The organism is Methylophilus luteus, from assembly GCF_042676265.1.
Classification (GTDB): domain Bacteria; phylum Pseudomonadota; class Gammaproteobacteria; order Burkholderiales; family Methylophilaceae; genus Methylophilus; species Methylophilus luteus.
The window spans coordinates 279089-292486 of the sequence record NZ_JBHTKB010000001.1 but is presented as its reverse complement, the minus strand read 5'-3'; the positions used below and the strand labels follow the sequence as shown (position 1 = coordinate 292486).

11 protein-coding genes are annotated in these 13398 nt (G+C 53.1%); 7 read left to right on the top strand and 4 right to left on the bottom strand.

The features are described 5' to 3' along the window. Positions 1 to 84 precede the first annotated feature (84 nt). The 7 genes from ACFQ1Z_RS01245 (at position 85) to ACFQ1Z_RS01215 (ending at position 8526) form a co-directional block, all read left to right on the top strand. Positions 85 to 1863, top strand: coding sequence for a glutamine--tRNA ligase/YqeY domain fusion protein (locus ACFQ1Z_RS01245; RefSeq protein ID WP_379054839.1), 1779 nt, complete (start codon positions 85 to 87; stop codon positions 1861 to 1863). Continuing rightward, on the top strand, positions 1863 to 2375 hold the full coding sequence (locus tag ACFQ1Z_RS01240; RefSeq protein ID WP_379054837.1) for an AAA family ATPase: 513 nt from the start codon (positions 1863 to 1865) through the stop codon (positions 2373 to 2375). Before ACFQ1Z_RS01245 ends, ACFQ1Z_RS01240 begins: the two co-directional genes overlap by 1 nt. Next, positions 2375 to 2542, top strand: a complete 168-nt coding sequence (locus ACFQ1Z_RS01235) for a hypothetical protein (protein ID WP_379054835.1) — start codon at positions 2375 to 2377, stop codon at positions 2540 to 2542. The genes ACFQ1Z_RS01240 and ACFQ1Z_RS01235 overlap by 1 nt, the downstream gene beginning before the upstream one ends. A 50-nt stretch (positions 2543 to 2592) precedes the next feature. After that, complete coding sequence (locus ACFQ1Z_RS01230) at positions 2593 to 3150, top strand: flavin reductase family protein (RefSeq protein WP_379054833.1); 558 nt, start codon at positions 2593 to 2595, stop codon at positions 3148 to 3150. Positions 3151 to 3463: 313 nt separating this feature from the next. Next, positions 3464 to 5704 (top strand): HAD-IIB family hydrolase, encoded by a 2241-nt coding sequence (locus tag ACFQ1Z_RS01225; protein ID WP_379054831.1) that lies wholly within the window; start codon positions 3464 to 3466, stop codon positions 5702 to 5704. Between the two features lie 11 nt (positions 5705 to 5715). Then, the gene (locus ACFQ1Z_RS01220; RefSeq protein ID WP_379054829.1) at positions 5716 to 7668 is read left to right on the top strand and encodes an alpha-amylase family protein; all 1953 of its coding nucleotides are present in this window, start codon (positions 5716 to 5718) and stop codon (positions 7666 to 7668) included. A 21-nt stretch (positions 7669 to 7689) separates the two neighbouring features. Then, positions 7690 to 8526 (top strand): mechanosensitive ion channel family protein, encoded by an 837-nt coding sequence (locus ACFQ1Z_RS01215; protein WP_379054827.1) that lies wholly within the window; start codon positions 7690 to 7692, stop codon positions 8524 to 8526. Between the two features lie 25 nt (positions 8527 to 8551). On the opposite strand, the gene ACFQ1Z_RS01210 is transcribed toward ACFQ1Z_RS01215, so the two are convergent. The 4 genes from ACFQ1Z_RS01210 to ftsH all read right to left on the bottom strand — a co-directional run bounded on the left by ACFQ1Z_RS01210 (position 8552) and on the right by ftsH (position 13278). Continuing rightward, positions 8552 to 9037 carry a hypothetical protein gene (locus ACFQ1Z_RS01210; protein WP_379054825.1) on the bottom strand — a complete coding sequence of 162 codons (486 nt, stop codon included), beginning with the start codon at positions 9035 to 9037 and terminating at the stop codon, positions 8552 to 8554. 18 nt (positions 9038 to 9055) lie between these two features. Next, the gene (gene glmM, locus ACFQ1Z_RS01205) at positions 9056 to 10408 is read right to left on the bottom strand and encodes a phosphoglucosamine mutase (protein WP_379054823.1); all 1353 of its coding nucleotides are present in this window, start codon (positions 10406 to 10408) and stop codon (positions 9056 to 9058) included. 38 nt (positions 10409 to 10446) lie between these two features. Further along, positions 10447 to 11271 carry a dihydropteroate synthase gene (gene folP / locus ACFQ1Z_RS01200; RefSeq protein WP_379054821.1) on the bottom strand — a complete coding sequence of 275 codons (825 nt, stop codon included), beginning with the start codon at positions 11269 to 11271 and terminating at the stop codon, positions 10447 to 10449. 87 nt (positions 11272 to 11358) lie between these two features. Further along, positions 11359 to 13278 (bottom strand): ATP-dependent zinc metalloprotease FtsH, encoded by a 1920-nt coding sequence (gene ftsH / locus ACFQ1Z_RS01195; protein ID WP_379054819.1) that lies wholly within the window; start codon positions 13276 to 13278, stop codon positions 11359 to 11361. Positions 13279 to 13398: the final 120 nt, after the last annotated feature.

Here is a 13398-nt window from a genome sequence, read left to right as displayed (position 1 = left end):
CCTATACCAGTTGCCTATTAAGGGTTTTGGGTCAGGGGATGAAGCGTGTAAAATAAACACACTTCAGAAACTTCAAGATTCGCCATGTCTACAGAAAAAGAACCGATTCCCGCCGCCTCCAACTTTATTCGTGCCATCATCGAAAAAGACCTGGCCGAAAACAAATATGCCAGCAAGCACTGGGCGGGCTCACCGGGTGATGCCGCACATCAAGCCAGCGGCCAGGTAGACTTTGCCAGGATACGCACCCGCTTTCCGCCCGAGCCGAATGGCTATCTGCATATCGGTCACGCCAAATCCATTTTCCTCAATTTTGGCCTGGCGCGTGATTACAACGGCGTCTGCCATTTGCGTTTTGACGACACCAACCCGGAAAAAGAAAGCCAGGAGTACGTAGACAGCATTTCTGACATGGTGCAATGGCTGGGCTTTGGCTGGAACAACAGCACGCCCAACGGTGTCGAAACCAATCTGTATTTTGCCTCGGATTATTTCGATGTGATGTACCAGGCTGCAGAAGCGCTGATCACGCATGGCCATGCCTATGTAGACGAACAAACTGCCGAAGAAGTACGTATCAACCGTGGCACGCTGACTGAGCCAGGCAAAGATTCGCCTTTCCGCAACCGCAGCGCAGAAGAAAACCTGCGTATCTTCCGCGAAATGCGCGATGGCAAACACGCCGACGGCAGCATGCTGTTACGCGCCAAGATTGATATGGCCTCGCCTAATATCAATATGCGCGACCCGGCCATATACCGCATCCGCCGCGCGCATCACCACAACACCGGTGACCAATGGTGCATTTACCCGATGTACACCTTTGCCCACCCGATAGAAGATGCGCTGGAACAGATCACCCACTCTATCTGTACACTGGAATTTGAAGACCAGCGCCCGTTCTACGACTGGCTGATGGCCAGACTGGTTGAAGCCGGTCTGCTGGCCAACCCGGTGCCTTACCAGTATGAATTTGCGCGCTTGAACCTGACTTACGTCGTGCTTTCCAAACGCAAACTGATACAGCTGGTAGAAGAAAAACACGTCAGCGGCTGGGATGATCCGCGCCTGCCTACCCTGGCTGGTGCGCGCCGTCGCGGCTATACGCCAGCAGGCTTTAAACTGTTTACCGACCGTATCGGTGTGTCCAAGGCCGATTCATGGATAGATTACAGCATACTCGAAGATTGCATGCGCGAAGTGCTCAACGAATCCGCACCGCGCAAGATAGGCGTGCTAGACCCGATCAAACTGGTGATTGATAATTACCCGGACAACCAGGAAGAAGATTGCTACGCGCCTAACCATCCGCAAAAACCCGACCTCGGCAAACGCGTAGTTAAACTCTCCAAAGAACTTTGGATTGAGCGTGAAGACTTTATGAAAGAGCCTGCCAAAGGCTATTTCCGCCTGTTCCCCGGCAATATGGTGCGCCTGCGCTACGGCTACGTCGTCAAATGCACAGGCTGCGACAAAGATGCTGCCGGTAATGTGACCGTGGTGCATTGCGAATACCTGCCAGACACCAAATCCGGCACACCGGGCGCAGACAGCGTCAAAGTCAAAGGCAATATACACTGGGTCAGCGCAGCGCATGCCTATGCTGCCGAGATCAGGTTATATGACCGCCTGTTCAAAGCAGCGCATCCCGGTAGCGGCGACCGCGACTTCCTGGATGACATCAACCCGGATTCAGTGACCACCATCACGGCACAACTGGAACAAGGTGCGCAAGAAGCCCAGGCCGGCGATATTTACCAGTTTGAGCGCCACGGCTACTTTGTCGCCGACCGCAAAGACAGCGTGCCAGGCAAACCGGTGTTTAACAGAACGGTGACATTGCGAGACAACTGGCAGAAGTAATGCAAAAGGTCATCATTATTGCAGGGCCAAATGGCGCAGGAAAAACCACCTTCGCCAAAGAGTACCTGCCTAATGAGGCCAATTGCCCCACTTTCATTAATGCCGATTTAATTGCAGCCGGCCTTGCACCATTTGCGCCTGAAACAGTTTCTGTGAAGGCAGCTAGACTTATGCTCAATGAAATAGAATTCAACGTAAAAAAAGCCAATAGTTTTGCGTTTGAATCGACACTTTCAGGCAGAGCTTATGCAAAAGATATCATGGAGTGGAAAAAGCTGGGATATCACATCACCTTGATTTTCCTAAGCCTTCCTAGCGAAGAATTTGCCATTCAGCGTGTCGCGGCTCGAGTTGCAGCGGGCGGACATGACATACCTGAAGCCACTATACGTCGAAGATTTAATGCCGGGCTTAAAAACTTTCATAACATATACAAACCACTGGCAGACTCCTGGTCCTTGTATGACAATTCATATTCGCAACCGAATTTACTAGAAACAGGGGAAAAGTAATGGTCAGCAAAAAAATACCTGCTAATAAAGAACTGCAAGATGTAGACCAGGCTCTGCGTAGAGCGGCATTGAAAGCCAGGCAAGAGGCCGAGCGGCTTGGCACCCCATACATAGTGACCCAGTCCAGCGAACAAAACCTTAAAGCACCTCAACCACCCATCAAGTAACAATGGCCGCAGGTCTATCAGCAGTCTCACAGAAAAAGATGTGTACAGACATGATTAAATCCATACCACTCTCTCAAGCAACCCGCCTGTTGAACCACGGCCCTACTACTATCATCACTGCCTCCCATGCTGGCAAACGCAATATCATGGCCGCGGCATGGGCATGCGCTTTAGACTTCAAGCCACCTAAAGTCACCGTAGTGATCGATAGCAAAACCTACACCCGTGAGCTGATGGAAGCTGAGGGTACGTTTGCGATCAACCTGCCATGTGTAAAACAGATCGAGATGGTGAAGAAAGTCGGCAATAGCAGCGGCCGGGATTTTCCAGACACCGACAAGTTTGCTGAATACGGGATTGAAACATTTGCAGCGCAGGAAATCAGCGCGCCTTTGGTCAAAGACTGTGTGGCGTGGCTGGAATGCAGGATCATCCCTGAACCGCATAATCAGCAGACTTATGATCTGTTTATTGCTGAAGTAGTGGCCGCGCATGCCGATGAGCGGGTGTTCAGTGATGGGCGCTGGCATTTTGAAGGGCATGACGATTTACGCACTATTCACCACATTGCAGGTGGCGTATTTTTCGCCACTGGTCAGGAATGCTAAAGCCTGAATAGCCCCTTACTGCCAGTACACAAGCCCTGCGCAACACCGGCAGGGCTTTTATTTTCAGACGATTCCTACAGACCGCCACTAAACTTCTGTTGTACGCTAGTGTCACTTTATATATCAATTTTGCTGGTTAGTGACACCGTGCTTTCCGCTGGAAAGCGACGCGACGGATGCCGATGCATTCAAACAAGCAAATATACTTGCATCGCCCTCTTCCCTATACATCACTAGCCAGCTATAGGCATAGACATCAGCCCCAACTGGACTGATATGCCGCCCAGGTTTTATAAATTGCTGTTAGGAATGTATGCGTGCGCCACATCAACAAAAGAATGACCCTTTATATGTATTGCTCATCAGTGTTCATGGCTTGATCCGCGGTGAGGAGCTGGAGCTTGGCGTAGACGCGGATACCGGTGGCCAGTGCACTTATGTACTAGACCTGGCCAAGGCTTTGGCTGAGCACCCGCAGGTGGGCAAGGTGGACCTGCTCACCCGCCTGATCCAGGACCCCGATGTTAGCGATGACTATGCGCAACCTGAAGAAAAAATCAGTGATAAGGCTCGCATCATACGCGTGCCTTGCGGGCCTAAACGTTATTTGCGCAAAGAGGTGCTATGGCCGCACCTGGACCAGATGGTGGACCGTTGCCTGCATTATTTACGCCAGCAAGGCCGCCTGCCGGATGTGATCCACTCCCATTATGCCGATGCCGGCTATGTAGGGCGACAGCTTTCAATGTTGCTGGGCATTCCGCAGATACACACTGGGCACTCCCTGGGCAAACCCAAGCAGGAACGCCTGCTTTCCAGTGGCCGTAAAGCAGAAAAAATCGAAAAGCAGTTTAATTTTGAACGGCGCATCACCGAAGAAGAAGCCCTGGTGCAACATGCTTCGCTGATAGTCACCAGCACCCGCCAGGAAGTCGAACTGCAATATGGCATGTATACCCGCCCTGACCCCAAGCGTTTTCGCGTGATCCCGCCGGGCACCGACACTTCGCGTTTTTTACCGCCGGGCAGACGGCCTATCTCGGCCACGGTGGAGCAAAACATCAATCGCTTTCTGGATAACCCCAAAAAGCCTATGATTCTGTGCATCTGCAGGCCGGAGCTACGTAAAAACATCAAAGGCCTGATCACTGCCTATGGCAATAACCCTGCCTTGCAGCGGCGTGCCAACCTGGTGTTGGTGGCTGGCAGCCGCGAGAATATCCGTGATCTGGAAAAATCACAGGCCACAGTACTCACAGACCTGCTGCTCGACATTGACACCTATGATCTGTGGGGCAAAGTCTCTATTCCCAAGACCCATGCCCAGGAAGATGTGCCTGAAATGTACCGCATGGCCGCTAAAAGCCGTGGCGTATTTATCAATGCCGCATTCACTGAGCCGTTCGGGCTGACCCTACTGGAAGCCGCAGCCTGCGGCCTGCCGGTGATCGCACCGGACGATGGCGGCCCGCGCGATATCCTGGGCAATTGCCACCACGGCTTGCTGGTGGACACCCTGGATAGCGAGGCCATAGGCGATACCCTGCTTTCGGCGTTGACCGACAGGGCGCGCTGGCGTAAATGGTCCAAGAGTGGCGTGTTGAATGTCAAACGCCATTACACCTGGGCCGGCCATGTGAATAAATATGTCAAAGAGGTGCGTAACCTGCTGCGCAAGCAGCGCAAGAACCTGCGCCGGCAGCAGGTCGCCATCCATAACGGCAAGTCGCATATCCCGCTGGCACAACATGCTTTTATCACCGACATCGATAACACCTTGCTCGGTAACCGCGAGGGGCACGAAGCCCTGGTCGACTGGCTACGCAGCCACTCCGGCTACAATATTTTCGGCATTGCCACCGGCAGGCCGCTGGAAAGTGCCATAGACATTTTGCGCAAAAACCGCATTCCTATCCCGGATGTGCTGATCACCTCAGTCGGCTCCGAGATCCATTATGGTTTGCGCAGCATCCCTGATGTCGGCTGGGCCAACCATATCCGGCATTTATGGCGCAGGGAATACCTGTTGGAGGCCATGAAAAAGATCCCAGGCCTCAAGTTGCAATCGGCGGAAAATCAACGCGAATTCAAGATATCTTATATCGTAGACCCCAAAAAAATGCCTGCCCTGGACGAGATCCATGCCCATCTGCGTAAAGAGCATCTGCATGCACAACTGATTTATTCGCATGGCGAATTCCTCGACCTGTTACCCGTGCGCGCTTCCAAAGGGCACGCCATCCGCTACCTGTCTTATAAATGGGGGCTGCCTTTGGCTAACTTCCTGGTCTCAGGCGATTCCGGCAATGATATTGAGATGTTGATGGGCGACACCATGGCGGTCGTGGTGGGTAACCATAGTGAAGAACTCAGCCACCTCAAAGGCGTGAACCGCATTTATTTTGCCGAAGCCAATTATGCGCACGGCATTCTGGAAGGCATGCAGCATTACAAATTTGGCACGCCTGCAGCAACAGGCAAAACCAGTGACGACCCGCCGGCCAGGCCGGGTAAGAAAAAAGCGCGCGAAACTGCAGCTGGAAAAGTGATTTAGGAGCACTGACCATGTACGAACAAATCTCGCATTCTTTACTGAATGACATCCTGACAGAAGTTAAACAACCCAAAGGTGAAGACTGGCAGCATTTTTATACCCGGCTGGGTGCCAATTTTTATGCGATCTATTCGCTGTTTCAGCATTTATACGGGCAGCGTGAAGACTTCAAGCCGCAGCTTGCCAGCCTGGTGTCTGTGCTTTCCAGGCAATATGCCCAGCGTGCGCCGCATTTAAGGCTGAAAGACCTGGAACGTGAGAAGAACCATGACTGGTTCATGCAACAAAAGCTGGTCGGCATGGCGCTTTATTGCGAAGGCTTTGCCGGCAACCTGGCCAATATGAAAGACAAGCTGGCCTACCTGCAGGAGCTGGGGGTCAACCTGGTGCACATACTGCCTATCTGCGACTGTCCGGAGCAAGCCAATGATGGCGGCTATGCGGTACGCGATTTCCGCAAAGTCGATCCGCGCTATGGCTCTATGGAAGACCTGGAGCAATTGATCGCCGCCATGCAGCAATGCGATATGCTGTTGACGCTGGATGTGGTGGCCAATCACACCTCAGACCAGCATGCCTGGGCCATGAATGCCAAGAATGGCGAGCAGCGTTATCAGGATTATTACTATATGTACCCTGACCGCACGTTGCCTGATATGTTTGAAGCTTCTATGCCGGAAGTGTTTCCCGAGCATGCGCCAGGCAGTTTCACCTTTAATGCTGAAACCGGCAAATGGGTGATGACCGTTTTCAATGACTACCAGTGGGACCTCAACTACAGCAACCCGGCGGTCTTGATAGAGATCGTCGATATCATCCTTTTCTGGGCCAATAAAGGCGTGGATATCCTGCGGCTGGATGCGGTGGCCTTTTTGTGGAAAAAGATAGGCAGCACCAGCCAGAATGAACGTGAAGCGCATCTGATCCTGCAATTGCTGAAAGACTGTTGCCAGGTGACTGCGCCAGGCGTGATCTTTATTGCCGAAGCGATCGTCGCCCCGCTGGAGATCATTAAATATTTTGGTGAAGATGCGGTCAATGCCAAGGAATGCGAGATCGCCTATAACGCGACCTTTATGGCCTTGTTATGGGATGCGGTCGCCACCAAGAACACGGTGTTGCTGACCAATGGCGTCAAAGACCTGCCGGAAAAACTGGACCGCGCTACCTGGCTGAATTATGTACGCTGCCATGACGATATCGGCCTGGGTTTCAGTGACCAGGCGATCATCGCTTCGGGTTTTGAGCCAGTCTCGCACCGCCGTTTCCTGGTTGATTATTACACCGGCCAATACCCTGATTCTAACGCGCGCGGTTTTGCCTTTGGTGTCAACCGTAAAACCGGCGATGCCCGTATCTCCGGTGCGCTGGCCTCGCTGGCCGGCCTGGAAACCGCACTGGCCAACAATGACCAGCCGGCGATCGATAATGCCATACTCACCATAGTGCTGTTGCATAACCTGATCATGTCATTTGGCGGTATCCCGCTGATCTATTACGGTGACTCGGTAGGCACCCTGAACAATGACGGTTATTTGCAGGATTCCTCCAAAATGCATGATAACCGCTGGGTGCACAGACCTACCCTGGATTGGGAGGTGATGGCGCTGAGGAACGAGCCCGGCACCGTGCAGCAACGCCTGTTCAGCCAGATCAAGCAGATGATCGCCATGCGCAAGGAGATCGCTGCGTTTGCCGATTTGAACAACAGGGAACTGATAGATATGGTCAACCCGCATCTGTTTGCTTTCCACCGCTATGTGCAAACCGGCATGAACCCGAAAGTGGTGGTGATCGCCAATTTTGACGTACACCCGCAGCGGGCAGCCTTGCATTTATTCAAACAAAAAAATCTGCAAAAAGCCGAAGGCACACTGATAGACCTGTGCAGCGGCCAGACCGTGCAAATTGAAGATGACGCCATCATCCTACCTAAACTGACCGCTTACTGGCTGGCGGCTTAACATCAGAAAAGGAACCCCTGCATGACTGAATGGTTTACCTACTTTGGCATCGCCAACCCGGCCGAGGCTATGGCGCTGACCAAGACCCTGCTGCGTATTTTTGTCATCGTGGCTATCGCCTATCTGCTTAACCGTTTGAGCAAACGGGCGCTGAACGCCTTGCGTGACAGCCTGAGCAATCAAACCAGCAATCACCTGGAAGAGGTCAAGCGTATCAATACCGTGACCATGGTGCTGCGCTACATCATCACCACCGTCATTATCGCCATCACCATCGTCGAGGTGCTGCATGAACTGGGTATTTCTATCGCCCCGGTACTGGCCGCTGCCGGGGTGGTCGGCCTGGCGATAGGTTTTGGCGCGCAAAGCCTGGTCAAAGATTATTTCACCGGTTTCTTTTTGCTGCTGGAAAACCAGATCCGTAAAGATGATGTGATAGAGGTGGCCGGCAAATCTGGCCTGGTAGAAGAGATCACGCTCCGTTATATCAAGATGCGCGACGATGACGGCAATGTGCACTATGTGCCTAACGGCCAGATCCTCACCGTCACCAACCGCTCACGCGATTTTTCTTACGCCGGCATAGAGATCACCCTGGCCGATCAGGATAACAGCAGCAAGGCGATAGAAGTGGCACAGCAAGCAGCTGACCAGCTGGCAGAAGACGATGCGTTCAGGAGTAAGATACTGGCGCCTGCCGAAGTGACTGATATCGGCAAGCTGACCGACGATGCATTAGTGATCCGCTGCCGTTTCAAGGTATTGCCGCTGCAGCAGGCTGCGGTCAAGCGCGAATATTTCAAACGCATCAAACAGGCATTCGGCCAGCACAAGATCGCATTTCATGTGCAAGCCTGATGCGCCAGGCTGATGCCCATCAGGCCTACAGGCCGTTCAGGCGCTTTCTCTTTTGCCGTTGGCGGTAAGCCAGCAACAGGATGATGCCGGCCACATTCGGCAACCAGATATACCAGTTTGACCACGGAATACCGTCTATCTTGTAATCTGACAGCGGCCACAACATAGGTGTAGGGAAATATTCCAGGCTGTGGAACGGAAAATCCAGCGTGATATGAAACGGCCAGCCCAGCATGGCGAACGCGATATCCTTACGCCAGATGGCGACCAGGCCGATGACGGCAAAGGCGATCACAAAGCTGTGGCCCACGGTATAGGCCGGATAGATCCAGTCCGGCAGACTGGCCAGTGCCGGCTTGCCCCAGCGATAAGTCCCATCGATCACGCGCGTAAGCATAAGCGCGCCGAACGAGATCAGGTCGGGCATGGCACCCATGAGGGCGGCAAACTTCGGGTATTTGCGTATGCCGAACAAGCCATACCCCCACAGCGCGTGACTAAAGGTATCCATGCCCTACTCCCTGTTTGATTAAGCGGCCAGCTCGCGTATCACCGCCGCCAGCGCTTCTGCCTGCGATTGCACCAGTGACTGGTTGAGGCCCTCTACCATGACGCGTATCTTGGGTTCAGTACCGGATGCGCGCAGCAATACCCGGCCTTCACCATTGAGTGCGGTCTCCGCCTGTTTCACCGCATCCTGCACCGCATTTTGTTCCAGGTCCAGCTTTTGTTTAGTAGTGACATTGATCAGCACCTGCGGATAAAGGGCGAGGTCTGCACCCAGTTGCTGCAGGGTCTTGCCGCTCTCACGCAGTGAATGTAACACCTGCAGCGCGGCAATGATGGCGTCACCACTGCTGTGTTTATCCAGGGTCAGGATATGGCCTGAGTTTTCGCCGCCCAGTTTCCAGTTCTTGCTCTGCAATAATTCAAGCACATAACGGTCACCTACCTTGGCACGGCCAAACGGGATCTGATGTTTTTGCAGTGCATGTTCCAACGCCAGGTTGGTCATCAGCGTGCCCGCAACGCCACCCTTGAGCTTGCCTTTGGCATACAGGCCCATGGCGATGATATACAGCAGCTGGTCACCATCCAGCAGTTGTCCGCTGCCATCGACCATCATGACACGGTCACCATCGCCATCAAAGGCGATACCCAGGTCAGCCTGCTGCGCAAGCACGGCCTTTTGCAGGGCTTGCGGATGAGTAGAGCCTACCTGCTCATTGATATTGAGCCCGTCAGGCTGGTTGCCTATGGCGATGACTTCGGCCCCCAGTTCATGAAACACATCCGGGGCCACGTGATAGGTGGCGCCATGCGCACAGTCGAGCACTATCTTCAGGCCACGCAAGTCCAGGTGGCTGGGGAAAGTACTTTTACAGAACTCGATATAGCGCCCGGCGGCATCATCCACACGCCTGGCTTTGCCCAGGCTGGCCGATTCCATCACCTGCATGGGTTTGGCGATCTCCGCCTCTATGGCAAACTCTACATCGTCGGCGAGTTTGGTGCCCTGCGCGGAAAAGAATTTGATACCGTTGTCGTAATACGGGTTATGTGACGCCGAGATCACTATGCCGGCCTGCGCACGCAACGCACGGGTCAGGTAAGCGACTGCCGGCGTAGGCATGGGGCCGGTCAGCAATACATCCACACCTGCGGCTGACAGCCCTGCCTCCAGCGCGGCTTCGAGCATATAGCCGGAAATGCGCGTGTCTTTACCTATCAACACTGTAGGACGCTGGCCTTTGGGCAATTGCTCCTGGCTGGCCAACACGCGACCGGCAGCGTAGCCCAGTTTCATGACGAATTCGGGATTGATGACAGACTCACCCACACGTCCGCGGATGCCATCAGTGCCAAAATATTGTTTAGCCATATTTATGATACTTTCTTGATTTATTATACTTTTCTGATTTATTTGAGTGCTGTGACGACTTTTAATGCTTCTACCGTAGCTTTGACATCATGCACGCGCAACAGATGCGCGCCCTGCATGGCACTCACCACGGCAGCCGCCACACTGGCATACAAGCGGGCAGCGACATCGTTACCCGTCACCTGCCCTAATACCGATTTACGCGACAGGCCGACCAGCAACGGACAGTCCAGATCTAGCAACTCAGACAGTGACCTGGCCAAAGCGATATTATGCGCGCGTGTTTTGCCAAAACCAAATCCCGGGTCCAGCAAGATGCGGTCGGCGCTGATACCTGCAGCCAGGCAGACATCTCGGCGTGCGCGCAGGAAATCCTTGACCTCAAGCAGCACATCGTCATACTGCGGATCATCCTGCATGGTTTGCGGCGTGCCCTGCATATGCATCAGGCAGACGCCAGCGTTGCTTGCGGCCACCACGTCCATCGCGCCGGCTTCCTGCAAGGCGCGTACATCATTGACGATACTGGCACCTGCTTCTATGGCTGCCCGCATCACGGCGGGTTTATAGGTATCTATGGAAATGGGCACAGCGATATTGCGCGCAACCAATGCCTCTATCACCGGGATGACGCGTTGCAACTCTTGCTGCAGCGGCACAGGCGTGGCATTAGGGCGGGTGGATTCGCCACCGATATCGAGCACGGCTGCGCCATCTTCAATCAGTTGCAGCGCATGCGCCACTGCAGATTCGTTGTGCGTATATTGCCCACCATCCGAAAACGAATCCGGGGTCACATTGAGTATCCCCATCACCTGGGGTGTGCTCAGATCTAATTTAAATGCGCCGCAGCGTAAGTGCATAAAAACAATTCTGTCAAAAAAATAAAGGCTGGCAAAAGCCAGCCTTTATATTCTAACTTAAAGCTCTGAGTCTATTGATTATTTAAACTATTGATTATTAAAATCGGTTTCATCAGTTTTAGCGGTAGGTTGCGGCGATGTATTCACTACAGTACCACCGCTACCGCTGCCACCATTGCTGCTGACTGCAGGCCCATTTTTAGGCTTGGCCGGGCGCACTGGCAAGCCAGCCATGATGTCATTGATCTGGTCAGCATCTATGGTTTCCATTTCCATCAAGGCTTTGGTCATGGCTTCGACTTTGTCGCGATTCTCTTCAAGCAGTTTACGCGCCAGCGCATATTGCTCATCCAGGATACGGCGTATCTCGGCATCCACTTTTTGCTGGGTCGCTTCTGACACGGTGCGCGAAGACATGCTACCCATCCACGAATCCTGCTCGCTACCGGCATAAACCATGGTACCCAGGCTATCAGACATACCATATTTGGTGACCATATCACGCGCCAGCTTGGTGGCCCGCTCAAAGTCATTCGAAGCGCCGGTAGACATCTGGTGCATAAAGATCTCTTCGGCGATACGGCCACCGAACAGGATAGAGATATCATGCAACATCTTGTCTTTGTAGTTGCTGATGCGGTCATGCTCAGGCAACTGCCAGGTCAGGCCCAGCGCCCAGCCACGCGGCATGATGGTGACTTTGTGCACCGGGTCGGCAGTAGGCAATAACTTGGCAACCACAGCATGGCCGGATTCATGGTAAGCCGTGTTCAGGCGTTCTTCTTCACGCATGACCATGGATTTACGCTCAGGGCCCATAAAGATCTTATCTTTGGCATCTTCAAAGTCCTGCATATCCACTGTGCGCTTGTTGCGACGCGCTGCAAACAAGGCGGCTTCGTTGACCAGGTTGGCCAGGTCGGCACCGCTAAAGCCAGGGGTACCACGTGCCAGGATATCTGCTTTCACGTCCGGGTCGATAGGCACTTTGCGCATATGTACATTTAGGATCTGCTCACGGCCTTTGATATCCGGCAAGCCTACCATCACCTGGCGGTCAAAACGGCCAGGACGTAACAGCGCTTTATCCAGCACATCGGCACGGTTGGTCGCAGCGATCACAATCACGCCGGAGTTCGCTTCAAAACCATCCATCTCCACCAGCATCTGGTTCAAGGTCTGCTCGCGCTCATCGTTACCGCCGCCAGTACCGGCACCACGATGACGACCGACCGCATCTATCTCGTCAATAAAAACGATACAAGGCGCATTTTTCTTAGCGTTCTCAAACATGTCGCGTACGCGGGCCGCACCCACACCGACAAACATTTCTACAAAGTCCGAACCGGAAATGCTGAAGAAAGGTACTTTTGCTTCACCGGCGATCGCGCGTGCCAGCAAGGTTTTACCAGTACCCGGAGGGCCTACCATCAATACGCCACGCGGGATACGGCCGCCCAGTTTCTGGAACTTGCTCGGGTCTTTGAGGAATTCAACCAGTTCGGCGACTTCTTCTTTGGCTTCGTCGCAACCGGCCACATCGGCAAAGGTAGTGCTGTTATTCGATTCGTCCAGTTGACGTGCTTTGCTCTTGCCGAAAGAGAATGGGCCACCGCCCTTGCCGCCACCTTGCATCTGACGCATAAAGAAGATCCACACACCTATGAGTAAGATCATAGGGAACCAGGAAACGAAAATGCTCATCAACATGGATTCGCGCTCTTCAGGCTTGGCATCCACAATGACGTTGTTCTTTAACAGATCTGAGACCAGCCATGGGTCTGAAGGGGTGAAGGTATCGTAGTTTTTGCCTTCGTTGGTAGTGACGTGCAGATTGCGCCCATCGATCTGGACTTTTGCCACGCGGCCATCCCTGACCTCTTGCATGAATTGTGAGTAAACCACCTGACCGCTATTTTTGCTGGTGCCGTTGAATTGATTAAATACCGTCATCAACAACAAGGCGATAGCTACCCAAATCGCGATATTCTTCAATAGATTGTTCAAGATGGTTCCTTAACTAAAAAACGAAAGGCGGGGAATATCCCTACTGGTGACAATGAGGGTGATACCAAAATTTTCAAGCCCTACATTGTATTGTATACATATATTTATGCTTGTGCGATG